The sequence below is a fragment of the Delftia deserti genome (genome assembly GCF_042653485.1).
Taxonomy (GTDB): Bacteria; Pseudomonadota; Gammaproteobacteria; order Burkholderiales; family Burkholderiaceae_C; genus Comamonas; species Comamonas acidovorans.
Genome location: NZ_JBHSIH010000001.1, coordinates 2,547,491 through 2,570,381, shown reverse-complemented (window position 1 = coordinate 2,570,381; position 22,891 = coordinate 2,547,491). Strand labels below are relative to the sequence as shown.

Below are 22,891 nucleotides of genomic sequence, written 5' to 3'. Positions count from 1 at the left end.
GGGCGCAGGCCTCAGCGGTTGCGCTGGTTCATGAAGACCAGCTTCTCGAACAGGCTCACATCCTGCTCGTTCTTGAGCAGGGCGCCCACCAGCGGCGGCACGGCGACCTTGCCCTCGGCGGTCTGCAGCGACTCCACGGGAATGTCCTCGGCCACCAGCAGCTTGAGCCAGTCGATCAGCTCGCTGGTGGAGGGCTTCTTCTTGAGGCCGGGCAGGTTGCGCACGTCGTAGAACACCTTCATCGCGGCGGCCAGCAGCTCGCCCTGCAGCTTGGGGAAGTGCACGGCCACGATCTGGCGCATGGTGTCGGCGTCGGGGAACTTGATGTAGTGGAAGAAGCAGCGGCGCAGGAAGGCGTCGGGCAGCTCCTTTTCGTTGTTGGAGGTGATGAACACCAGCGGCCGGTGCTTGGCGCGGATCATCTCGCGCGTCTCGTAGCAGTAGAACTCCATGCGGTCGATCTCGCGCAGCAGGTCGTTCGGGAATTCGATGTCGGCCTTGTCGATCTCGTCGATCAGCAGGGCCACGGGCCGGTCGGCCGTGAAGGCCTGCCACAGCACGCCCTTGATGATGTAGTTGTGGATGTCCTTGACGCGCTCGCCGCCGTCGATGTCGGACAGCTGCGAGTCGCGCAGGCGGCTGACGGCGTCGTATTCGTACAGGCCCTGCTGTGCCTTGGTGGTGGACTTGATGTGCCACTGCAGCAGCGGCATGTCCAGCGCGGCGGCCACTTCCTCGGCCAGCATGGTCTTGCCCGTGCCGGGCTCCCCCTTGACCAGCAGCGGGCGCTGCAAGGTGGCTGCGGCATTCACCGCGAGCATCAAATCCTGGGTGGCGACGTAGTTCTCGGAACCTTGAAATTTCATGGGCGGTATCAGCGTAAGTATTGATGGGGACGCTTGACGGTGACTGCCATAATCGTTCGCGCTACCCGCTCAGCAGTAGGCATCCGTCAGAACTCTTGAAGGATTGTGCGCGCAAAATGATAAAAACTTTGACCACGGTATTGGCGCTGGCTGTCGCATCTGTGACCCCTGTGGCACAGGCCCAGCAAAGCAAAGGTGACGCAAAGGCAGGGGAGGGGAAGATCGCCATGTGCATTGGCTGCCATGGCATCCAGGGCTACCAGGCCAGCTTCCCCGAGGTGTACAAGGTCCCCAAGATTTCAGGACAGGGCGCACCCTACATCGTGGCCGCGCTGCAGGCCTACCAGAAGGGCGAGCGCAAGCATCCCACCATGCGCGGCATTGCCGATCCGCTGACCGAGCAGGACATGGCCGACGTGGCAGCCTACTATGCCGAGCATGGCGTGGCCAAGGCCGCCGACGCCAAGGTCCGCGAGCCCAGCACCCAGGTCGCCGCGCTGCTGCAAAAGGGGGCCTGCGTCTCCTGCCACGGCCAGGGTTTTTCCAAGCCCATCGACCCCAGCTACCCGAAGGTGGCGGGCCAGTATGCGGACTATCTGTACTCCGCCCTCAAGTCCTACAAGACCGAAGGCAACCCCCACATCGGCCGCAGCAACGGCGTGATGGCCGGCATTGCCAAGCAGTTCACCAACAACGAACTCAAGGCGCTGGCCAACTACATCGGCAGCCTGGATGGCGAGCTGCAGACCCTGCCCCAGCCGCATTTCCGCCTGGGCCAGAAGTCGCAGTAGGTCGCGCCTTTCCTCCAAAGCAAAAGCCCGCAATTGCGGGCTTTGTTTCGAGCTTGGTTTTGGGCTTTGTCTTGAGGCGCTGAACGGCCCGGACTATGCGCCGCCCGTGGCCTTGGCGCCGTCGCTGGTGGCGCGGCGCTGCACGGCGGCAATGTAGGCCTCGCCATCCGGGGGGCGGCCCGAACGCTGGCTTTCCCAGAGCATCTGCCCCAGGCATTCCATGGTGGCGTGGTGGGCGTCGTGCAGCGAGTCCAGGCGGCGACTGAGCAGCTCCACGGCCTGGCGTATGCCGCGCGGCTGGTCGATGCTGCACTGCTCGCTGATGGACAGGTGCATGGACAGGTGCAAAAACGGATTGGTCACGCCGGGCGTGGCGTCGTAGTCGCGCAGCAGGGCGGCGTCCACGTCGGCGAGGTCATCGAAATACTCGGGATGCTCGGCAATCCAGAGGCTGGCCAGCGTCTCTATGGCCTCCATCGGCGCGCCGTTCAGCATCTTGGTGCGCACGCCGCAGAAAAAGCGCCGCACATCGGCTTGGGTGGGGTTGAACATGGTGGCGCGCAGCGTAGCACGCAGCCCTTTTGGGCGGGCACGCAAGGACTTTGCCGAGGGCCCGCCCCAAGAACGGGATCAGATCACTTCAAAGACCTTGCCGGTCTGCGCACCCTCGATGCTGCGCTGGTAGGCCAGGGCCACGCGCGCTGCGGGCACGGTCTCGAAGCCGGGGAAGAGCGACCCATAGGCCTGGGCCGATTCGGTCAGCAGCGTGGGGCTCACGGCATTGATGCGCAGGCCGCGCTGCAGTTCGACCGCAGCGCCGGTGACGAAGCCGTGGAGGGCCGCATTCACCGTCGATGCATTGGCGCCGTGGCGGATGGGCTCGGTGGCGGCGACGCCGCTGGTCAGCGTGATGGAGCCGCCGTCGCGCAGCCAGTGCTGTCCCAGCAGGGCCAGCCGCACCTGGCCCAGCAGCTTGTCCTGCAGGCCGGAGTTGAACTGCTCGGCCGTCATCTCGGACAGCGGGCCGAAGTGCAGCTTGCCGGCCGTGCTGACGATGGCGTCCACCTGGCCGGCGGCTTCGAACATTTTCTGCAGCGTCTCGGGCTGCGTGAAGTCGGCACGCAGGTCGCCGCTGCTGCGGCCCACGGTGACGATCTCATGGCGCGGGGCCAGCAGGGCGTGGACGGCGCGGCCAATGGTGCCGGTGGCACCGATGAGCAGGATCTTCATGCGGTTTTCTTTCGGAAGAAGTGAACAGGCCTGCAGTGTTTTGCAAATTGCCTATGCCATAAAGTAGCCAAATCTTTTTGTACTACTAAGCATTGGTTAGCAATCCATGGACAAGCTGCGCAATATGGAGGTCTTCATGGCCGTGGTCGAGGACGGCAGCTTTGCCCAGGCCGCGCGGCGCCTGGACATCTCGGCCGTGATGGTGGGCAAGCATGTGCAGCAACTGGAAGCCCACCTGGGCGCGCGCCTGCTGCAGCGCACCACGCGGCGCCACAGCCTGACCGAGGTGGGTCGCAGCTTCTACGAGGACAGCCGCCAGGTCTTCGAGCAGTTGCGCTGGGCCGAGTCTGCCGTGGAGCGCAGCCGCAGCGCACCGCAGGGCCTGCTGCGCATCAGCGCGCCGACCACGCTGGGCAACCATGTGATCGCGCCGCTGGTGGCCGACTACCAGCTGGCCAATCCGCTGGTGCGCGTGGACCTGCAACTGAGCGACGGCATGGCCGACCTGGTGGGCGAGAACATCGACGTGGCCGTGCGCATCGGCCCCGTGGGAGGCGAAGGCCTGGTGGCGCGGCCGCTGCAGCCCTATCGCATGGTGATCGCGGCGGCGCCCTCGTACCTGCGGCGGCGCGGTCATCCGCGTGGCGTGGACGATCTGGCGCGCCATGACTGCCTGAGCTATGCGGTCTGGCAACGACGCTCGGAATGGATTCTGCGCGGCGACGGCTCGGGTTCGGTGCAGTGGCCCGAAGACGCCCGCCTGCGCTGCAACAGCGGCGACGGGCTGCGCCATGCGGCGCTGCGCGGCCTGGGCCTGATCCTGCAGCCCGAGGTGCTGCTGGCCGCCGACATGGCCGCGGGCCGGCTGGTGCCCGTGCTGCAGGACTGCGTGCCACTGCCGCGCCCGGTGCACCTGGTCTATCTGCCGGACCGCCGCCAGCTGCCCAAGCTGGCGCAGTTCGTGGACCACATGGTGCGGGCGCTGGGCGCGGCCTGAGGCCCGGTTTTCAGGGGCCGGGCGGCGGCGGGGCTTCCTGCTGCGCCTGGTCCTTCTCCTGCTGCGCCTGGGCCTCCTGCCGCTCCTTGGCCATCTGCTCGACCAGCTGCTGGCGGCCCTGCTTGGCCACGGCAATGAGCTGGGCCTGGTCCTTGTGGTGGGGGTACATGCGCTCGATCAGCTCCAGGTTGTGCTCCCGAAAGCGCGTGGTGGTGCGCTCGGCCTCGGCAGGGCTGTGGCCCGCAAGTTCCAGCACGGTGCGGGCCGAGACCAGGCTGGACTCGAAGACTTCGCGCTCGACATGGTGCACGCCCAGGTCGCGCAACTGGTACCAGTGCGCCATGTCGCGCGCGCGGGCCACGATCTCCAGGTGCGGAAAGCGCTTGCGCACGCGGGCGGCGATCTTCAGCGATTGCTCGGAAGAGTCCACGGCAATGACCAGCACCCGCGCCTTGTCCGCGCCGGCAATGCGCAGCAGGTCCATGCGCGTGGCATCGCCGAAGAACACGCGGTAGCCGAAGGTGTGGGCCACCTCCAGCATCTCCACGCTGTGGTCGAGGATGGTGGCCGGCACGCCCTGGGTCAGCAGCACGCGTGCCACGATCTGGCCGTAGCGGCCAAAGCCCGCAATGATGATTTGCGCGTCCTGCGGCTCCGAGATCTCATGGGGCCTGGCAGTCTGGCCCGCGCCGTCGACCTGGCAATCCTTCATGTCGGCAAAGCGCTTGAGCAGCAGCTTGTCCATCAACACGAGAACCAGCGGGCCGACCAGCATGGACAGGGCCACGGCGGCCACCAGCATGGACGAGATGCTGTGGTGGAACACCTTGTACTGCGCCGCCGTCTGGAACACCACGAAGGCGAACTCCCCGCCCTGGGCCAGCAGCAGGGTGAACACCGGGCGCTCGCGCCAGGGCAGCTTCAGCACGCGGGCCAGGGTGTAGAGCACGGCGCCCTTGAGCGCCAGAAAGCCCAGCACCATGGCCGCCATGGCCCAGGGCGCGCGCAGCAGCACGCCGAAGTCGATGCTCATGCCCACGGCCATGAAGAACAGGCCCAGCAGCAGGCCCTTGAAGGGCTCGATGTTGGTCTCCAGCTCGCTGCGGTACTCGCTGTCGGCCAGCAGCACGCCGGCCAGGAAGGCGCCCAGCGCCATGGACAGGCCCACCTGCACCATCAGCATGGCAATGCCCACCACCAGCAGCAGCGAGGTGGCCGTGAAGATCTCGGGCGTGCGGCTGCGCGCGATCCAGCGCAGCAGGGGGCGCAGCAGCAGGCGGCCGCCCACCACCACGGCGGCGATGGTGCCCACGGTCTTGAGCACCTGCAGCCACAGGTGGCTGTCGGTGTGCGTGGCATTGGCGGCCTTGACCGCGCCCAGGATGGGGATCAGCGCCAGGATGGGAATGGCGGCCACGTCCTGGAACAGCAGGATGGAGAAGCCGGCCTGGCCGCTGGGCGTGCGCATGAGGTTGCGCTCGGCCATGACCTGCAGGCAGATGGCCGTGGATGACAGGGCCAGGCCCATGCCCGCGATCAGGCTCACGCGCCAGGAAAAGCCGAAGGCCCAGGCCGCCAGGAACAGCACGCCCGTGCAGGCCAGCATCTGCGCCAGCCCCCATCCCAGAATGGGCCGGCGCAGCTCCCACAGGCGGCTGGGCTGCAGCTCCAGCCCGATCACGAAGAGCATCAGCACCACGCCGAACTCGGCAAAATGAAGAATGTCATCCACATTGCTGACAAGCGATAGTCCCCAGGGGCCCATGGCAATGCCGGCACCCAGGTAGCCAATGATGGCGCCCAGGCCCAGGGCACGCGCAATGGGCACGGCCAGCACGGCGGCGGTGAGATAGAGAAAGCCGTAGGTCAGCCAGATGGGGGCGCTGTGTTCCATGGGAGCTTGGGATCTTGGAGTTGGTGTTTACCCTGGGGCAATTGATTGTGTCACTCTCACAGCCGGGTCAGCTTCCTGACAGGGTTGAAAAATGCCACCGAATGCTTCATCGCCCCATCCGGCTTTGCAGCGGCAGCGCGCCACATCGACTGCGCAGTTTTAAGATGCCGGCCTGCTCCGTATTTTTAAGGTGTTTGGCATGGATTGGCATACTTGGATCGCCTACTTTGTGGCCTGCTGGATCATTGCGGTCTCCCCGGGCTCGGGCGCCGTGCTGTCCATGAGCCATGGCCTGTCGTATGGCGTGCGCAAGAGCAGCGCCACCATCTTCGGGCTGCAGCTGGGGCTGCTGACCATCTTGCTGATCGCCGGTGCGGGCGTGGGCTCGCTGCTGCTGGCCTCCGAGTGGGCGTTCAACGCCGTCAAGATCGTCGGCGCCTGCTATCTGATCTACCTGGGCATCAGCCAATGGCGCTCGGGTGCGGCTCCGCTGGCCACGCAGGAATCCATGCCCGAGCTCAGCGTGCGCCGCCGCGTGCTCACGGGCTTCCTGACCAATGCCACCAACCCCAAGGGCATCATCTTCATGGTGGCCGTGCTGCCCCAGTTCATGACCACCAGCCGCCCGCTGTGGCTGCAGTTGCTGATCCTGGCCGCCACCATGCTGGCCGTGGACACCATGGTCATGCACGGCTATGCGGCCAGCGCCAGCGCGTTGCGCGGCTTCATGCGCAGCGCGCGTGCCGTGCGCAGCCAGAACCGGGTCTTCGGCGCGCTGCTGATGGCCGTGGGCACGGGGCTGTTCTTCGTGCAGCGCGCCTCGCGCTGAGGCCCGCCCTGGGCTAACCCTAGGCTGTCGCGTGCCCGACATGGAGCGCGCGGCACCGGCCCCTACCATTTGGGGCATGAAAACCTTCCATTCCTATTCCGAAGTGCGTGCCTGCGTGGGGCAGGAAGTCGCCGTCAGCGACTGGATCACCATCACCCAGCAGCAGGTGCAGCTGTTCGCCGATGCCACGGGCGACCAGCAGTGGATCCATGTGGACCCCGAGCGTGCGTCCAAAGGCCCCTTCGGCGCGCCGATTGCGCATGGCTTTCTGACGCTGTCGCTGATTCCCCAGTTCTTTCAAAGCTGCTTTCACATCGAAGGCGCACAAATGGGCGTGAACTACGGCCTCAACCGCGTGCGCTTCACCTCCCCCGTGCCCGTGGGCAGCCGCCTGCGCGCGCGCCTGACGCTGCAGGCCGCCGAGCCCATCGAGCCCGGTGGCCTGCAGATGACCTGGCTGGTGACCGTGGAGCGCGAAGGCGCCGACAAGCCGGCCTGCGTGGCCGAGTCCGTGGCCCGCAACTATGGGGCTGCGCCCTGAATGAAAAAAGCCCGCAGGCGGCACCTGCGGGCTGGCTGCGTGGTGGCAGCGGTTGCTGGGGGATCGTCCGGCCGAACGTATGGCTTCAGGCGCCGAAGTTCAGTTGTCCGGCGCGCTCTGCGGCAGCGGCTTCGCGGCGCACGTCATCGCGATTCACGCTGGTGGCAGCGGTGTTCTGGATGGGCAGGTAGCTTTCGGCTACGGAGGGCATGGTGCCATTGGCCTGGGCGGCCTTGAGGTCGGCAATGACCTGGGCGCGTGTCAGCGTGCCCTGGGTCTTCACTTCGGGCGGGTAGCTGCTGTTGTCGGCGTAGTCGAAGCCGGCGGCCTGGGCGGCGATGGCGGAGATGGAGAGGGCGGCCAGGACGGCAAAACGGCGGGTGTTCTTCATGATTCAAGTCCTTTGTTTTGTTTCTGGGACAGGGCGTTCTTTGCGGAAATCGCTTGGTAACGTAGAGCCCATGACTCAAATGTAGGACGGCTTGGAATCAGGAAAAACCCTTGGATTGGCAATGCGCTTTTTCAGCCGTTGAAACAATCGGCCGGGAACTTTCTGCCCGGTCCGGCTGATCGCTCAGGCCGCGCCGGATGCTCCCTCGGACAGTGCGGCGCCGGCAAACTGCTGCTGGCGCCAGGCTTCAAACACCGTCACGGCCACGGCATTGGACAGGTTCAGGCTGCGCTGCTGCGGCAGCATGGGCAGGCGCAGGCGCTGCCGCGGCGGGAACTGCTCGCGCACTTCGGGGGGCAGGCCCTTGCTTTCGGAGCCGAACACCAGCCAGTCGCCGGGCTGGAAGCCGATGGCGTGGGCGGGGCTGCTGCTGTGCGTGGTCATGGCGAACATGCGCTGGCGGTCCGGCTGGCAGTCCTGCAGGAAAGCCTGCCAGTCGGCATGGCGGCGCACGGGCGCGTACTCGTGGTAGTCCAGCCCGGCGCGGCGCATCAGGCGGTCTTCCATGGAAAAGCCCAGCGGCTCGATCAGGTGCAGGCTGCAGCCGGTGTTGGCGGCCAGACGGATCACATTGCCGGTGTTGGGCGGAATCTCCGGCGTGACGAGAACGATATGGAACATGGCCCGTATTGTCTCGCGCCGGCATATGCCCCCGGGCCCCGAACCCCCTCGGTCAGGGCGTGCGCGCCAGCACCAGGGCGCTGACCTCGGCCGCGCCTGCACGCCGCAGGCAGGTGGCCAATGCATGCAGGCTGGCGCCCGTGGTCATCACATCGTCGATCAGCAGAACCTTGCGGCCGCGCACATGGGGCAGTTGCGCTGGCGGCACCGCAAAGACCGTGCGCAGCTGGCGCAGGCGCAGGGTGCGCGGCAGGTCATGCTGGGCCTGTGCCGTGTGGGCGCGCTGCACGGCCTGGTGCCGCAGTTTGCCTCGGGTGGACGGGGTGGACAGCGCACGGGCCAGCACCAGGGCCTGGTGAAAGCCGCGTTCGCGCAGGCGCTGGGCAGACAGGGGCATGGGCAGCAGCAGATCGCATTGCGCCAGATGTTCGCGGGCACCGGGCTGCTCCAGCAGCAGGGCGGCCAGGCTGCGTGCCAGGCCGGTGTCTCCCCGGAATTTGAAGTCGCCGATCACCGTGTGCCAGGGATAGGCGTAGTCCAGCGCGGCAAGGCAGTGCGTCAGTGGCGGGGGCTTGACCAGGCAGGCGCCGCAGACCTGCTGGCCGCCGCTGGCGTCGTGGCCCGCTGGCAGCGGCATGGCACAAAGCCCGCAGCGCGCCAGCGGCCTGGCCCAGCGCAAGCGGCAGTCCTGGCACAGGCGCTGGGCCGGCCAGCGGCGGCAGATGGCGCACTGGCTGGGCAGGCCGGCGTGCCAATGCGAAAGCCATGACGCAGGCAGGTTGGGCATGGAGTCAATATACTCGCGCCGCGTCCGCCACCCCTTTGCTCCGGGGCCGGGCGCCTGTCTTTCGAGGAGCCCGGATTCCCCGCCCAGCCATGTCCCACGAATTGCCCCCCACCATCGATCCGGCCGCCGCATTGCGCTGGCAGCAGGCCGCGCCTGTGGCCTCGCCGTGGCTGCATGAGGAGGTGGCGCGCCGCATGCAGGAGCGGCTGGACTGGATCGTCAAGCCGCCCCGGCGCTGGTGCCACTGGCAGCCCGTGCGCGGCGGCCTGCAGGCCCATGCGCTGCTGCGCCAGCGCTATGCGCAGTCCGAATGCCTGGTCTACGAAGCCTCGCCGCTGCACGAGGCCGCGGCCCGCGAGCAGCTGGGCGCGCGCTGGTGGCAGCCCGCGCGCTGGACCGGGGGCGCAACGCAGTTTGGCGAGCCCGAGCCTGCCGGCGTGGACATGCTGTGGGCCAACATGGCCCTGCACCAGCAGGCCGACCCGCAGGCGCTGATCACGCGCTGGCACCAGGCGCTGTCCGTGGATGGCTATGTGATGTTCTCCTGCCTGGGGCCCGATACGCTGCGCGAGCTGCACGCCATCTACGCCCAGCTGGGCTGGCCGCCCGCCGGCCAGTCCTTCACCGACATGCATGACTGGGGCGATATGCTGGTGCACGCAGGCTTCAGCGAGCCGGTGATGGACATGGAGCACATCACGCTGACCTTTGCCACGCCCGAGCGGCTGCTGCAGGAGCTGCGCGAGCTGGGCCGCAACTTCCATCCGCAACGCTTTGCGGCGCTGCGCGGCCGCCGCTGGCAGCAGCGCCTGCACGATGCCCTGCGCGAGCGCCTGGCCGGCCCCGACGGGCAGCTGGCGCTGACCTTCGAGATCGTCTACGGCCACGCCTACAAGCCGCAGCCGCGCGTGCGCCTGGAGTCCAGCAGCGCCGTATCGCTGGAGGACATGCGCAGCATGCTGCGCCAGCCGCGCAACACGGGTTTGCGATAGCCCCAATGTCGCTTTCCGGTCATTGATCGAAAACAAAAACGTCTACACTTTTCCCGAGCTGACAGAGACAACAGCTTTTCCCTGGGCTCGCTTTCCCGGGCCGGGAAAAGACCAGCGGTCCGCAGGCCGAAAGGGGAGACGATTTGGTGTTTCGTTTTGCCACGGGAACGAGAACGGGCCGACCCATCCAGGAGCGGCCTGCCCACGAGTTTGATCATCACCGGCTGCAGCAGTGCCTGCTCCTCTGGGAGCGGGCACTGGTCTTTCTGTCCCTGCTATCCCCCCTTCTGCGTCGCATGCCGGGCCGCATGCTTCCCCTTTTCCAATCCGCCCCCGGTCTGCATGGCACACATGCACGGAATGGCCGGCGTGCGCGCATTCTTCCGTCCACCTTGCTGCTGTCCCCCGAATTCATGCGCCTGCAGGCGCAGGCGGGGATGGCTGCATGCCCGAATCCCGGTCCCGCGTCCGAGCTGCCGCTGATGCCGGCTGGCACGCTATTGGTGATTGCGCGCAGGCACATCTGCGGCGCTTTCATGCATGCTCGGACAGTTGAGGCCGGGAGTTGCCCTTTGGGCAGGCGTTGAACGGTCTGGCTGCGCGGCCCCCACGCCGGCGCAGCGGAGCGAGTGGATAACCCGAGGCTTAGATGTAAGTGAAAACTATGAAAAGCATTTCCACCAGGCTGGTTCTCTGGGGCTTGATGAGTGTGGCAGGGGGAGGCTCCCTTGCGCATGCGACGACAGATCTGCCAGGCGGCCCGGCCGTCAATCAGCTCAACCTTCATCCGGCGGTCACGCGCATCGCGCATGAGCAGCATTACCTGCACTGGATGATGCTGATCATCTGCACGGTGATCTTCATCGGCGTGTTCGCCGTGATGTTCTATTCGATCTGGAAGCACCGCAAATCGCGCGGCGCCAAGGCGGCGAACTTCCACGAATCGGCCACGGTCGAGGTGGTCTGGACCGTCGTGCCCTTCATCATCGTCGTGCTCATGGCGCTGCCGGCCACCAAGGTGCTGGTGGCGCAGAAGGACACCACCAACGCCGATGTCACCATCAAGGCCACGGGCTACCAGTGGAAATGGGGCTACGACTACATCAACGGCGAAGGCGAGGGCCTGAGCTTCATCTCCACGCTGGACAGCAGCCACCGCGCGCTGTCCGACAGCGGCGATGTCTCCAAGGCGCCCAACGACTACCTGCTCAAGGTGGACAACCCGCTGGTCGTGCCCGTGGACCGCAAGGTGCGCATCATCACCACGGCCAACGACGTGATCCACTCCTTCATGGTGCCGTCCTTCGGCATCAAGCAGGATGCGATCCCGGGCTTTGTGCGCGACACCTGGTTCCGTGCCGAGAAGACCGGCGACTACTACGGCCAGTGCGCCGAGCTGTGTGGCAAGGAGCATGCCTACATGCCCATCCACGTGAAGGTGCTGTCGAGCGACGGCTACAAGGCCTGGGTGGACGAGCAAAAGAAGATCGCCGCAGCCAAGAAGGACGACCCCAGCAAGGTCTGGAGCCTGCCCGACCTGATGGCACGCGGCGAGAAGGTCTATGCCGCCAACTGCGCGGCCTGCCACCAGGCCAACGGCAAGGGCGCCGGTCCCATCAAGCCGCTGGACGGCAGCCCCATCGTCCTGGGCCCCACGGCCGAGATGATGCATGTGGTGCTGGAAGGCCGTGCCAACGGCGCCATGCCCGCCTGGAAACAGCTGAGCGATACCGAGCTGGCCGCCGTGGTCACCTTTGCCAAGAACCACTGGTCCAACAAGACCGGCCAGCTGGTGCAGCCGGCCGAGTTCGTGGCCGCCCGCACCGGCAAGTTCCCTGCGCAGTGAGCACGCAAGACAGATGAGCGATTGGAGATAACAGCATGAGCGCCGTACTTCCCCCCATCCACAGCCCTGCGGGCGAGGGCCACGAACATGCGCATGAGCACGAGCATGGACACGGGCATGACGACCATCACCACCACGCCACGCCCACGGGCTGGCGGCGCTGGATGTTCGCCACCAACCACAAGGACATCGGCACGCTGTATCTGCTGTTCTCGTTCACCATGCTGATGGTGGGGGGGGTGCTGGCGCTGCTGATCCGCGCCGAGCTGTTCCAGCCCGGGCTGCAGATCGTCAACCCCGAGCTGTTCAACCAGCTGACCACCATGCACGGCCTGATCATGGTGTTCGGCGCCATCATGCCGGCCTTCGTGGGCTTTGCGAACTGGATGCTGCCGCTGCAGATCGGTGCCTCCGACATGGCCTTCGCGCGCATGAACAACTTCAGCTTCTGGCTGCTGATTCCGGCCGGCCTGATGCTGGTGGGCTCGTTCTTCATGCCAGGCGGCGCCCCCGCCGCAGGCTGGACGCTGTATGCGCCGCTGACGCTGCAGATGGGCCCGTCCATGGACACCTCCATCCTGGCCATGCACATCATGGGCGCCAGCTCCATCATGGGCGCCATCAACATCATCGTCACCGTGCTCAACATGCGCGCGCCCGGCATGACGCTGATGAAGATGCCCATGTTCGCCTGGACCTGGCTGATCACCGCCTACCTGCTGATCGCCGTCATGCCCGTGCTGGCCGGCGCCATCACCATGACGCTGACGGACCGCCATTTCGGCACCAGCTTCTTCAATCCCGCAGGCGGCGGCGACCCGGTGATGTACCAGCACATCTTCTGGTTCTTCGGCCACCCCGAGGTCTACATCATGATCTTGCCGGCCTTCGGCATCATCAGCCAGATCGTGCCGGCCTTCAGCCGCAAGAAGCTGTTCGGCTATGCATCCATGGTGTATGCGACCTCGTCCATCGCCATCCTGTCCTTCATCGTGTGGGCGCACCACATGTTCACCACCGGCATGCCCGTGACCGGCCAGCTGTTCTTCATGTACGCCACCATGCTGATCTCGGTGCCCACGGCCGTGAAGATCTTCAACTGGGTGGCCACCATGTGGCGCGGCTCCATGACCTTCGAGACGCCCATGCTGTTCTCGGTGGGCTTCATCTTCGTGTTCACCATGGGCGGCTTCACGGGCCTGATCCTGTCGATGGCGCCCATCGACATCCAGCTGCAGGACACCTACTACGTGGTGGCCCACTTCCACTACGTGCTGGTGGCCGGATCGCTGTTCTCCATGTTCGCGGCCTACTACTACTGGGCGCCCAAGTGGACCGGCGTGATGTATTCGGAGACGCGCGGCCAGATCCACTTCTGGGGCTCGCTGATCTTCTTCAACGTCACCTTCTTCCCCATGCACTTCCTGGGCCTGGCCGGCATGCCGCGCCGCTATGCCGACTACCCCATGCAGTTCGCCGACTTCAACATGGTGGCCTCGCTGGGCGCGCTGGGCTTCGGCCTGATGCAGGTGTACTTCTTCCTCTTCGTCGTCGTGCCCGCCATGCGCGGCAAGGGCGAGAAGGCGCCGCAAAAGCCCTGGGAGGCTGCAGAAGGCCTGGAGTGGGAAGTGCCCTCGCCGGCGCCGTTCCATACCTTCGAGACGCCGCCCAAGCTGGATGCGACGGCGACCCGCGTCATAGGCTGATACAGCAAGGGAAAGACACATGGACGCACAGCAACGAAAAGCCAACCTGCGGCTGGCGCTGATCCTGGTATCGGTGGCGCTGGTCTTTCTGGCCGGCTTCGTGGTCAAGATCACCGTGCTCCATTGAGGGCCGGCAACAGGAGGGACGTCCGTGAGCGTGCGCAGTGAAAACGCGAAGATGGTGGGCAAGCTGGCCGTGGTGGCGCTGGGCATGTTTGCCTTCGGCTACGTGCTGATACCCATCTACAAGCACATCTGCGAGCTCACGGGCATCAACATCCTGTCGCTGTCCGAGCGCCAGGTGCCGGGCAACGGCACGGCCGGGCGCGATGTGAAGCTGCCCGCCAACTCGCAGGTGGACAAGAGCCGCACCATTACCGTGGAGTTCGACGCCAATGCGCGCGGGCCCTGGGACTTCAAGCCGGCGCAGCGCTCCATCCAGGTCCATCCGGGCGAGCTGGCCACGGTCATGTACGAGTTCCAGAATGTGCAGGACCGCCGCATGGCGGCCCAGGCGATACCGAGCTATGCGCCACGCCAGGCGGCCGCGCATTTCAACAAGCTGGAGTGCTTTTGCTTTTCGCAGTACACGCTGGAGCCTGGAGAGAAGCGTGAATGGCCGGTGGCCTTCGTGATCGATCCGCGCATCTCCAAGGATGTGACCACGATCACGCTGTCCTATACCTTCTTCGAGGTGGGCGGCAAAACGCCGGCCGCACCCACGGGCGAGGCGCCGGTGGCGGCAGGGCCGAAGCAGGAGCCCGCCTCATGAATGCGCCGCAGCCCGAGGAGCCGCGCCGCCGGCCCAGCGTGTGGCGCACGATGCGTGCCGTGGCCTGGTCGCTCTTCGGCGTGCGCAAGGGAAGCGAGTACCAGCAGGACGGGGAGCGCATCACGCCGCTGCATGTGATTGCAGTGGGGCTGGCGGCCATCTTCGTGCTGGTGCTGGGATTGATCGCGCTGGTCAAGCTCGTGGTCTGAGCGGCGCGGCCATCGGGGACAGAGAGTGATACACGGGAAACAGAGAACCAAGAATTTCAGGAGCTGAGCAATGAGTGCAACCACCCACGGCAAAACGCCTTACTACTACGTGCCGGCAGAGTCCAGCCACCCCGTCATGGCGGCGACGGGGCTGTTCTTCGTGATCCTGGGCGCAGGCAACTGGATCAACGGGCATGAATGGGGCATGTACAGCCTGGGCCTTGGCCTGGTCTGGTGGCTGGCCGTGCTCTTTTTCTGGTTCCGGGAAGCCGCGCATGAAAGCGAGTCGGGCAAGTACGGGCGCAAGATCGACCTGTCCTTCCGCTGGAGCATGAGCTGGTTCATCTTCTCCGAGGTGATGTTCTTCGGCGCCTTCTTCACCGCCCTGTGGTGGGCGCGCTCGCATTCGGTGCCCGCGCTGGGCAGCCTGGACAACGCCCTGCTGTGGCCCGACTTCAAGGCCGTCTGGCCCAGCATGGCGGCCGGTGCCACGGCCTCGCCGGCCAACAGCGTCGAGCCCTTCCAGACCGTGGGCCCGTTCTGGCTGCCCACCATCAACACGGCGCTGCTGCTGACCTCGGGCGTGACGCTGACCATTGCCCACCATGCGCTGCAGGCCGGCCACCGCGCCCGCACCATCGCCTTCATGTGGATGACGGTGGTTCTGGGCTTCGTCTTCCTGTGCGTGCAGGGCTACGAGTACTACCACCTGTACACCGAGCTGAACCTCAAGCTGTCCTCGGGCGTGTTCGGCTCGACCTTCTTCCTTCTCACGGGATTCCACGGCTTCCACGTCTTCGTGGGCATGCTGATGCTGTTCTTCATCACCATGCGCCTGCATGCGGGGCACTTCACGTCCGAGCGGCATTTCGGCTTCGAGGGCGCGGCCTGGTACTGGCACTTCGTGGACGTGGTCTGGCTGTTCCTCTACGTCCTCGTGTACTGGATGTGAGGGCCAGTCCGCCCCATGCAAAAAGAAGCGCCTGGGCGCTTCTTTTTGTTTGCGGGGCAGGGGGCTTGTCTATTGCCCGGCGGTCCAGCCGGTGGGATGGATGTAGCCCAGCTTGGCGGCCAGCAGCACGCACAGGAACAGCGCGATGGACAGGCCCACGCGCAGCGCCAGTGCGCGGAACATGGCGCGGCTGCGGTGCCTGTCGTCGCCCGGACCCTCCTGGTCTTCGGGATTGCGGCGCATCATGAAGAACAAGGCGCTGCCCAGACTGGCGACAATGGCCAGCAGGGCGAGAACGATCACGAATTTCATGGGTGGATTATCCGGTGCGTGTTTCCAGAATGCCAGACCGCTGGCGGTTTGTACTGATCACCTTGGCCGCGCTGATCGGCGTGGCCATCACGCTGTCCCTGGGCCGCTGGCAACTGCAGCGCGCGGCCTACAAGCAGCAATTGTTCGATGCCGTGCAGCGCCAGCAGGACCTGCCGCCGTTGGACAACGCGCAGCTGGCGCCCATGCAGCCCGGTGCTGCCATGAACCCCGAGGCGGCACCCTGGCTGCACCGGCCCGTGCGACTGCAGGGCCACTGGATTGCCGGGCAGTCGCTGTACCTGGACAACCGCCAGATGCAGGGCCAGCCGGGCTTCTTCGTGCTCACGCCGCTGCGGCTGGCCGCGCCGCATGAGGATGTGGTGATTGCCGTGCAGCGCGGCTGGGTGCCGCGCAATTTCCTGGACCGCGCGGCCTTGCCCGAGGTACAGACGCCCGAAGGCCTGGTCACCGTCCAGGGGCGCATGGAGGCCGCGCCGTCCCGGCTCTACGAATTCGGCCGGGCAGGGGCAGACCCTGATGGGCAAAAGTCGCGCATCCGACAGAATGTGGACATTGCCGAATGGGCCGTGGCCTCCGGGCTGCCGCTGCGCGACTGGAGCCTGCTGCAGACCGGCGAAGCCAGCGAAGGCCTGCGGCGCGACTGGCCCGTTGTGACGGCCGGTGTCGAGAAACACCATGGCTATGCGTTCCAATGGTTTGGACTCGCGGCCCTGATCACGCTTTTGTATGTCTGGTTCCAAATCGTCCGACGCTTTGTCCGCCCGCGCCATGCCCGCCCCTGAGACTCCCCTGGAGATGACCGTCCATGGCCTGCCGCCCTTGCAGCCGGGCTTGGCTGGCGCGCAACGCACGCGCAGCGGCCGCTGGAAGATGCTGGCCGTGTTCGCGGTCTGTGCCGCGCCCGTGGTGGCCTCCTACCTCACCTACTACGTGCTGCGGCCCGGCCAGCAGCGCAGCTTTGGCGAGCTGATCGCGGCCCAGCCGGCCCTGCCTTCGGCCACGGCCACCACGCTGGACGGCGCGCCGCTGCCGCTGCAGTCGCTCAAGGGCCAGTGGCTGCTTCTCAGCGTGGCGGGCGGTGCCTGCGGTAGCGCCTGCGAAAGCCATCTCTATCTGCAGCGCCAGCTGCGCGAGACACTGGGCCGCGAAAAGGACCGGCTGGACCGGGTCTGGCTCATCTCCGACGACGCAGCCGTGCCCGCGCACCTGCGCCCCGCGCTGGCCCAGGCCACGGTGCTGCGCGTGCCCGAGGCCGTGCTGCGCGGCTGGCTGCAGCCGGCGGCCGGCCAGGCGCTGCAGGACCACCTGTATGTGGTGGACCCGCAGGGCCACTGGATGATGCGCATGCCCGCCGGCCTGGGCATGGCCGATGCCGGCAAGGCCAAGCGCGACCTGGACCGGCTGCTGCGTGCCTCGGCTTCCTGGGACACGGCAGGGCGTCCGGGCGACGGCGGGTAGGGCTGGCCAGTAGACAGGCAGGCAGGCAGGCAGGCCCCGCAGCCCCGGGGTCTTGCGGTTATGGGTTATGGTTTGCGGCTGTGCGAAAGCTCCTTCAGCGGACGCTTTCGCCTTTTCCCTTTCCAGCCCGGGCCGGCGCGCAGCCTTTGCGGCCACGCAGCCTGCGGCAACTACCTTGTTGAGGAAGCATGAACAAACGGACAGCGCTGCGCGTTCTGGGCTTGACCGCCATGGCATGGGGCGCCCTGGCGCTGAGCGGGTGCTCGCGCGAGGCAAAGACCAGTTTCCAGGGCGTCGATGTCACGGGCGCCGAATACGCCAAGGACATTCCCCTGCGCGATGTGGACGGCAGGCAGCGCAGCCTCAAGGACTTTGCGGGCAAGGTCGTCGTGGTCTTCTTCGGCTACACGCAATGCCCCGATGTCTGCCCCACCACCCTGCAGGAGCTGGTCGAGGTCAAGCAGCAGCTGGGCGCCGATGGCGACAAGCTGCAGGGCGTCTTCGTCACCCTGGACCCCGAGCGCGACACGCCCGAGGTGCTCAAGGCCTACCTGGGCAATTTCGACCCCGGCTTCGTCGGCCTGCACGGCACGCCGGACGAGACCGCCGCCGTCGCCAAGGACTTCAAGCTGTTCTACAAGAAAGTGCCCGGCAAGACCGAAGGCAGCTACACGCTGGACCATTCGGCCGGCAGCTATGTCTATGACACGGCCGGCCGCCTGCGCGTGTATGAGCGATACGGCGGCGGCCCGCAGGTGCTGGGTGCCGACGTCAAGGCCTTGCTGCAGGAAAAACGCTCCTGATCCTGCGCGCGCCGCAGCCAATGTGACCCCCGTCACATTGGCTGCGTTTAGGTGCGCTGCAGCGCACCATCCCTGATGTGCATCGCCTCAGGACTGCTTAGAGTGGGCCCCGCCTGGGGATGTCATGCCGACGCCCCGCCCATCTCCGAGAGACCTGATCCATGCGGCGAAACGTGTACGTCACCCAGCGTGAGTACCCTCTGAGCGAAGGAGAGACGCTTCTTTCCGTCACCGACCTGAAGGGGCGCATCGTCTATGCCAACGATGCCTTCATCCGCGTCAGCGGCTTCGAGGCCGCCGAGCTCTACGGCAAGGCCCACAGCATCGTGCGCCATCCCGACATGCCGGCCGCCGCCTTTGCCGACATGTGGTCCACCATCCAGCGCGGGCTGCCCTGGAGCGCCCTGGTCAAGAACCGGCGCAAGAACGGCGACCATTATTGGGTGCGTGCCAACGCCAGTCCCATACGCCATGCGGGCGCCGTGGTCGGCTACCTGTCCGTGCGCACCCGGCCCGAGCCGCGCGAGGTGCAGCAGCATGCGGCGCTCTATGAACAGATCAATGCCGGCGTGCGCTCGCTTGGCCTGCACCGGGGCTTTCCCGTGGGGCGCGGCGCCGTGGGCGCGCTGCAGCGGTGGTGGCGCTTTCGGCCACTGGCCTGGCGCGTGCAGGCCGTGGTGGCCGGCCTGTGGCTGCTGGGTTCGGCCGGGTTGTGGTCACCCGCGCTGCAGCCATCGGCCGTGCCGCTGGCCGAGGTCTGGCCGGCCTGGCTGATCTGGAGCCTGGCCTGCGTGGCGTCCGGGCAGTGGCTGCGCAGCCGTCTGCTCATGCCCCTGGCGGCACTGCGCGGCCAGGCCCAGGCCGTGGCCAGCGGGCAGCAGACCGATGCACTGTTCCTGCAGCGCACGGACGAGATCGGTGCCATCGGCAGCGCCGTGCGGCAGACCGGGCTCAACCTGGTCTCCCTGGTCGGCGACATCCAGGGCAAGAGCGACCAGGTGCGCCGCTGCGCGCTGGCCGTGCAGCAGGGCAGCACCGAACTGAGCGATCGCACCGAGGCCGCGGCCGCAAGCCTGGAGCAATCGGCCCAGGCCATGCAGGCCCTGGCCGGCGCCATCGAGCGCAGCAGCGCCCAGGCCGGCGAGGCCGCCGCCCGCGCGCGGCACGGCGTGGACATGGCAGGGCAGAGCAGCCGCATGGTCGTGCAACTGGACCAGGGCATGCGCGGCGTGGCCCAGACCAGCGACCAGGTGGGGCAGATCAGCTCGCTCATCGACGGCATTGCCTTCCAGACCAACCTGCTGGCGCTCAACGCCGCCGTGGAAGCCGCACGCGCCGGGGAACACGGCAAGGGCTTTGCCGTGGTGGCCGACGAGGTGCGCGGCCTGTCCCAGCGCAGCGCCCACGCCGCGCGCCAGATCAAGGCATTGATCGAGGCATCGCAGCAGCAGGTGGCGCAAAGCTGCGCCATGGCGCGCGAAGTGGGCGAGGCCATGCAGGCTGTGCAGGCCGATATGCGCGAGCAACTGGTGCTGGCCGAAGGCATGCAGGCCGCCAGCCAGGCCCAGGCCGGCGGCGTGCAGCAGGTGCAGGCCGCCGTGCAGCAGCTCGAACAGATGACCCAGCACAATGCCGCTCTGGCGCGCGACACCATCGGGCACGCACAGCTGCTGGCCGCACAGGCGCAGGCGCTGGAGGCTGCGGCATCGGTATTTCACGGCAGCGGGGCGTCCGCATGATGGCGCCGGGCTGGAGCATGGATGCCGGCGACTCCGCAGCTCCGGGCGAGGCGCTGGACGAAGACCTCAAGCGCGTGGCAATGGAGGCCGCGCCCGACGGCATCCTGCTCGTGGACCGCGGCGGCCGCATCCTGCTGGCCAATCCCGCCATACAGGCCATGAGCGGTTATGGCACCGCCGAATTGCTGGGCCACCCGCTGCAGATGCTGCTGCCGGCCGAGGCGCACGCGGCCCACGGGCCGCAACTGCAGTCCTACTTCGCCCAGCCCGCGCGCCGGCCCATGGGCCAGGGGCGCGATCTGTGGCTGCTGCGCAAGGACGGCAAGCGCCTGTCCGTGGACATCGCCCTGGGCCACTCGCCGCACGGCGGCGGTGTGGCCGTGGCCTTTGTGCGGGACCTGTCGCAGCTGCGCCAGATGGAGGCCTGCATGCACTACCACGCCACCCACGATACCCTGACCGGCCTGCTCAACCGCTGGCAGTTCGGGCTGCAGCTGGAGCAGGCGATCTCGCAGGCACAGGCGGGCTCGGGTGCCGGCCCCGCGTCCTTTGCGCTGCTGCTGCTCGACCTCGACAACTTCAAGGCCATCAACGACGGCTATGGCCATGACGTGGGCGACCAGGTACTCAAGGAGGTGGCGCGCCGCCTGCAGGCCGCGCTGGGCGGCTCGGCCACGCTGGCGCGCATGGGCGGTGACGAGTTCACCGCCCTGCTGCAGCCCTGCAACGAGCCCGATCTGCGCCAGCGCATAGACGCGCTGCTGCACGAGCTGTGCCGGCCCTGCACCATAGGCCACTACGCGCTGAACTTCGGCGCCAGCGTGGGCGCAGCCTTCTATCCGCAGGACGCGGGCGATGCGGCCACCCTCATGCGCTATGCCGACATGGCCATGTACGACGCCAAGCAGCGCGGCCGTGCCTCCTATGCGCGCTACGCCAGCGCCATGGGCGAGGCCATGGCCGAGAAAGTGCTGCTGCACGAACGCCTCAAGCACGCCCTGGACCGGGGTCTGCTGAGCCTGCACTTCCAGCCCCAGGTGCAGGTGCTGGGCGGCCAGGTCCAGGGCGTGGAAGCCCTGCTGCGCTGGAACGACGAGCAGATGGGCTGGGTCTCGCCCGAACGCTTCGTGCCCGTGGCCGAATCCACGGGCCTGATCCTGGCCCTGGGTGAGTGGGTGATCGATGCTGCCTGCCGCCAGGCCGGCGACTGGCTGCGCGCAGGCATGCCGCTGCGCGTGGCGGTCAACCTCTCGGCCCAGCAACTGCGCCAGGCCGACCTGCAGCAGCGCCTCATGGCCAGCCTGGCCCGGCATGGCGTGCCGCCGCACCTGCTGGAGCTGGAAGTCACCGAGTCCGCCGCCATGACCGACCCGCTGCAGGCGCGCGAGCTGCTGGGCAGCCTGCTGGCGGCCGGCGTGTGCGTGGTGCTGGACGACTTCGGCACCGGCTACTCCTCGCTGGCCCACCTGCGCGATCTGCCCGTCTCGCGCGTGAAGATCGACCGCACCTTCATCGGCCCCATGCTCGACAGCCCGGCCGACGCCAAGATCGTCAAGGCCGTGATCGCGCTGGCCCGCACCCTGGGCCTGCAGGTGGTCGCCGAAGGCGTGGAAACGGCCGAGCAACTGCGCCTGCTGCGCATCCTGGACTGCGACGCCTACCAGGGCTGGCTATTCGCCCGCGCCATGCCGGCAGAGCAGATTCCAGCACTGATCCACAGGCCCGTGGCGACGCTGTTGGCGCAGCAGGCGGGGGTGGCCTAGGGTGTGAACAGACCCTGGTTCAGGCCTGCCTTTGGATGTGCCTGCGCGCAGCGCGCAACAGATGATTCACGGCGTGCAGCATGAGGTCATCCCTGTCGTCGCCGTTCACCCGCTGGAGGATTCCGACGACACGGTCCAGGTCCGAAGACATTCTGGGCAATACCACAGACTCCATGTCTGGCAGGGGCTCGCTGTCCATGTGGCCATAGGCCGTGTCGTAGTAGCTGCGCAGCAAATCGAGCGCAGCATGCACGTCCGGATACTGGCACCGCTGCGCGTGCACTTCCAGCACGGCCAGCGCCGCTTCCATATGGCACAGCGCATCGGACGCCAGGTCCTCGGCGTTGAACGCAGGCTGCGGGGGGCTGCCTGCACATGCCTGGCGGGCAGGCGCCGATATGCCATCATCCGACATGGTTTCGTTCCTCCTGAAAGGGCGCGAATCAGCAGATCCGTGTGTTTGAGCGATACGGATCTTGCAAGCGGGCTCGCCAGTGGCTGCTGTCGAGTGTGAATGAATAGTACATCAAAAGGCTAGTCTTTGATAGCCTTTTTCAATCCTTCATGGGAAATCCCGATTTCGCGAACCGTCTGGCGGACGCTCGAAGCCGCCTGCACCTGACCCAGGTCGAGCTGGCTGCAGCCAGCGACATTGCGGCGACGCAGATCAGCCGTTACGAGACCAGGAGAGCGAAGCCGCGCCCGGATGTTGCCAAGCGCCTGGCTGCCGCGCTCGCTGTGGACCTGGAGTGGTTGCTCAGCGGAACAGGGGTGCCGGAGAATGAAAAACCGCCCGGTGTGGGCGAGCCTGCGTCAAATCTGGTCTTGCGAGCCACCGCGGATACGGCAAGGCGATGGGGGGAAATCATTTCCCGAACGGGACTGGCTCCAGAGTCGCTGTTTCGCCGGATGGTGCTTGAATTCGAGGCGCAGACAGAGGCCAGGTACGGAGAGCTTCTTCACCGTATCGAGCGGTTGGAGCAGGCATTGGGCGGTGGGAAGAAAAAGGATGGAAAAGACTAGTCTTTTCTATTGCGGATCGTGAGGGCCGAGGCGAAAGGCCTGCGCTGTCGTAACCGCTTGCAGCGCCCCGATCTGAAACAAGGGGGCAACAGGCCAGACAGGCTTTTGTAGAGGCTTTCGCGAGAAAGTCCGGTGTCGCGAGCGAGCTGAGTCATGCCGCACCGCGCGCGCGTGCGATGTCGCCCAGAGCCGCAGCAATGTCCTGCGCCTGGCTGGACTTGTCTGCGCCGCCAAGCATCACGATCAGAACATGATCGCGTTGGATGTAGTACATACGCTAGCCTGGCC

General features: G+C 66.6%; 26 protein-coding genes and 1 pseudogene. 17 read left to right on the top strand and 10 right to left on the bottom strand.

What is annotated here, in order from left to right; genetic code table 11:
- Positions 1-11 precede the first annotated feature (11 nt).
- Positions 12-866 (bottom strand): AAA family ATPase, encoded by an 855-nt coding sequence (locus ACFPFG_RS12600; RefSeq protein ID WP_183019094.1) that lies wholly within the window; start codon positions 864-866, stop codon positions 12-14.
- 116 nt (positions 867-982) lie between these two features.
- Between ACFPFG_RS12600 and ACFPFG_RS12595 the strand changes: the two genes are divergently transcribed.
- A complete protein-coding gene (locus tag ACFPFG_RS12595; RefSeq protein WP_197957298.1) occupies positions 983-1,657 on the top strand; it encodes a c-type cytochrome in 675 nt (224 codons plus the stop codon).
- Between the two features lie 93 nt (positions 1,658-1,750).
- Here ACFPFG_RS12595 and ACFPFG_RS12590 read toward each other — a convergent pair whose 3' ends face one another.
- Positions 1,751-2,209, bottom strand: a complete 459-nt coding sequence (locus ACFPFG_RS12590) for a DUF1841 family protein (protein WP_012203591.1) — start codon at positions 2,207-2,209, stop codon at positions 1,751-1,753.
- A gap of 78 nt (positions 2,210-2,287) precedes the next feature.
- The gene (locus ACFPFG_RS12585) at positions 2,288-2,887 is read right to left on the bottom strand and encodes a short chain dehydrogenase (RefSeq protein ID WP_380106819.1); all 600 of its coding nucleotides are present in this window, start codon (positions 2,885-2,887) and stop codon (positions 2,288-2,290) included.
- Positions 2,888-2,993: 106 nt separating this feature from the next.
- Here ACFPFG_RS12585 and ACFPFG_RS12580 point away from each other — a divergent pair, with 106 nt between their 5' ends.
- A complete protein-coding gene (locus tag ACFPFG_RS12580; RefSeq protein ID WP_183019096.1) occupies positions 2,994-3,884 on the top strand; it encodes a LysR family transcriptional regulator in 891 nt (296 codons plus the stop codon).
- Between the two features lie 10 nt (positions 3,885-3,894).
- Here the strand turns inward: ACFPFG_RS12580 and kefC are convergent, their stop codons facing one another.
- Positions 3,895-5,778 carry a glutathione-regulated potassium-efflux system protein KefC gene (gene kefC / locus ACFPFG_RS12575; RefSeq protein ID WP_380106817.1) on the bottom strand — a complete coding sequence of 628 codons (1,884 nt, stop codon included), beginning with the start codon at positions 5,776-5,778 and terminating at the stop codon, positions 3,895-3,897.
- Positions 5,779-5,977: 199 nt separating this feature from the next.
- Here kefC and ACFPFG_RS12570 point away from each other — a divergent pair, with 199 nt between their 5' ends.
- Together ACFPFG_RS12570 and ACFPFG_RS12565 are read left to right on the top strand one after the other, a co-directional pair.
- Positions 5,978-6,607, top strand: a complete 630-nt coding sequence (locus ACFPFG_RS12570; protein WP_012203595.1) for a LysE family transporter — start codon at positions 5,978-5,980, stop codon at positions 6,605-6,607.
- Positions 6,608-6,683: 76 nt separating this feature from the next.
- Positions 6,684-7,148, top strand: a complete 465-nt coding sequence (locus tag ACFPFG_RS12565; protein ID WP_183019098.1) for a MaoC family dehydratase — start codon at positions 6,684-6,686, stop codon at positions 7,146-7,148.
- Positions 7,149-7,233: 85 nt separating this feature from the next.
- Here ACFPFG_RS12565 and ACFPFG_RS12560 read toward each other — a convergent pair whose 3' ends face one another.
- From ACFPFG_RS12560 to ACFPFG_RS12550, 3 genes are all read right to left on the bottom strand, one after another.
- Positions 7,234-7,539 (bottom strand): DUF4148 domain-containing protein, encoded by a 306-nt coding sequence (locus tag ACFPFG_RS12560; protein ID WP_380106814.1) that lies wholly within the window; start codon positions 7,537-7,539, stop codon positions 7,234-7,236.
- Positions 7,540-7,722: 183 nt separating this feature from the next.
- Positions 7,723-8,220: a tRNA (cytidine(34)-2'-O)-methyltransferase gene (locus ACFPFG_RS12555; RefSeq protein ID WP_380106812.1), complete on the bottom strand. Its 498-nt coding sequence runs from the start codon at positions 8,218-8,220 to the stop codon at positions 7,723-7,725.
- Between the two features lie 52 nt (positions 8,221-8,272).
- The gene (locus tag ACFPFG_RS12550) at positions 8,273-9,007 is read right to left on the bottom strand and encodes a phosphoribosyltransferase family protein (protein WP_183019101.1); all 735 of its coding nucleotides are present in this window, start codon (positions 9,005-9,007) and stop codon (positions 8,273-8,275) included.
- An 89-nt stretch (positions 9,008-9,096) separates the two neighbouring features.
- Here ACFPFG_RS12550 and ACFPFG_RS12545 point away from each other — a divergent pair, with 89 nt between their 5' ends.
- The 7 genes from ACFPFG_RS12545 (at position 9,097) to ACFPFG_RS12515 (ending at position 15,484) form a co-directional block, all read left to right on the top strand.
- Positions 9,097-9,999, top strand: a complete 903-nt coding sequence (locus ACFPFG_RS12545) for a class I SAM-dependent methyltransferase (RefSeq protein ID WP_380106810.1) — start codon at positions 9,097-9,099, stop codon at positions 9,997-9,999.
- Positions 10,000-10,663: 664 nt separating this feature from the next.
- Entirely contained in the window at positions 10,664-11,845 is a 1,182-nt protein-coding gene (coxB, locus tag ACFPFG_RS12540; RefSeq protein WP_183019103.1) for a cytochrome c oxidase subunit II, read from the top strand.
- A gap of 35 nt (positions 11,846-11,880) precedes the next feature.
- A complete protein-coding gene (gene ctaD / locus ACFPFG_RS12535; RefSeq protein WP_160851933.1) occupies positions 11,881-13,551 on the top strand; it encodes a cytochrome c oxidase subunit I in 1,671 nt (556 codons plus the stop codon).
- 19 nt (positions 13,552-13,570) lie between these two features.
- Positions 13,571-13,678, top strand: coding sequence for a cytochrome oxidase small assembly protein (locus ACFPFG_RS12530; RefSeq protein WP_220808608.1), 108 nt, complete (start codon positions 13,571-13,573; stop codon positions 13,676-13,678).
- Between the two features lie 24 nt (positions 13,679-13,702).
- Positions 13,703-14,323, top strand: coding sequence for a cytochrome c oxidase assembly protein (locus ACFPFG_RS12525; protein WP_183019104.1), 621 nt, complete (start codon positions 13,703-13,705; stop codon positions 14,321-14,323).
- The gene (locus tag ACFPFG_RS12520; RefSeq protein ID WP_380106807.1) at positions 14,320-14,532 is read left to right on the top strand and encodes a DUF2970 domain-containing protein; all 213 of its coding nucleotides are present in this window, start codon (positions 14,320-14,322) and stop codon (positions 14,530-14,532) included. Before ACFPFG_RS12525 ends, ACFPFG_RS12520 begins: the two co-directional genes overlap by 4 nt.
- Positions 14,533-14,602: 70 nt before the next feature.
- On the top strand, positions 14,603-15,484 hold the full coding sequence (locus tag ACFPFG_RS12515; protein ID WP_183019106.1) for a cytochrome c oxidase subunit 3: 882 nt from the start codon (positions 14,603-14,605) through the stop codon (positions 15,482-15,484).
- Positions 15,485-15,553: 69 nt separating this feature from the next.
- Here ACFPFG_RS12515 and ACFPFG_RS12510 read toward each other — a convergent pair whose 3' ends face one another.
- Entirely contained in the window at positions 15,554-15,796 is a 243-nt protein-coding gene (locus ACFPFG_RS12510; RefSeq protein WP_380106805.1) for a twin transmembrane helix small protein, read from the bottom strand.
- A gap of 29 nt (positions 15,797-15,825) precedes the next feature.
- Between ACFPFG_RS12510 and ACFPFG_RS12505 the strand changes: the two genes are divergently transcribed.
- The 5 genes from ACFPFG_RS12505 (at position 15,826) to ACFPFG_RS12485 (ending at position 21,580) form a co-directional block, all read left to right on the top strand.
- Entirely contained in the window at positions 15,826-16,599 is a 774-nt protein-coding gene (locus ACFPFG_RS12505; protein WP_380110260.1) for an SURF1 family protein, read from the top strand.
- Positions 16,586-17,275, top strand: coding sequence for an SCO family protein (locus ACFPFG_RS12500; RefSeq protein ID WP_183019108.1), 690 nt, complete (start codon positions 16,586-16,588; stop codon positions 17,273-17,275). Before ACFPFG_RS12505 ends, ACFPFG_RS12500 begins: the two co-directional genes overlap by 14 nt.
- Before the next feature lie 188 nt (positions 17,276-17,463).
- On the top strand, positions 17,464-18,078 hold the full coding sequence (locus ACFPFG_RS12495; protein ID WP_183019109.1) for an SCO family protein: 615 nt from the start codon (positions 17,464-17,466) through the stop codon (positions 18,076-18,078).
- 161 nt (positions 18,079-18,239) lie between these two features.
- Positions 18,240-19,817, top strand: coding sequence for a methyl-accepting chemotaxis protein (locus tag ACFPFG_RS12490; RefSeq protein ID WP_197957292.1), 1,578 nt, complete (start codon positions 18,240-18,242; stop codon positions 19,815-19,817).
- On the top strand, positions 19,814-21,580 hold the full coding sequence (locus tag ACFPFG_RS12485; protein ID WP_197957291.1) for a putative bifunctional diguanylate cyclase/phosphodiesterase: 1,767 nt from the start codon (positions 19,814-19,816) through the stop codon (positions 21,578-21,580). Before ACFPFG_RS12490 ends, ACFPFG_RS12485 begins: the two co-directional genes overlap by 4 nt.
- A 19-nt stretch (positions 21,581-21,599) precedes the next feature.
- Here ACFPFG_RS12485 and ACFPFG_RS12480 read toward each other — a convergent pair whose 3' ends face one another.
- Positions 21,600-21,995, bottom strand: coding sequence for a hypothetical protein (locus tag ACFPFG_RS12480; protein WP_183019112.1), 396 nt, complete (start codon positions 21,993-21,995; stop codon positions 21,600-21,602).
- Between the two features lie 149 nt (positions 21,996-22,144).
- Between ACFPFG_RS12480 and ACFPFG_RS12475 the strand changes: the two genes are divergently transcribed.
- Positions 22,145-22,603 (top strand): helix-turn-helix domain-containing protein, encoded by a 459-nt coding sequence (locus ACFPFG_RS12475; RefSeq protein WP_197957290.1) that lies wholly within the window; start codon positions 22,145-22,147, stop codon positions 22,601-22,603.
- Here ACFPFG_RS12475 and ACFPFG_RS12470 read toward each other — a convergent pair.
- Positions 22,600-22,841, bottom strand: a pseudogene (locus tag ACFPFG_RS12470) (helix-turn-helix domain-containing transcriptional regulator). The gene ACFPFG_RS12475 and the pseudogene ACFPFG_RS12470 sit on opposite strands and share 4 nt — an antisense overlap.
- Between the last annotated feature and the right edge of the window lie 50 nt (positions 22,842-22,891).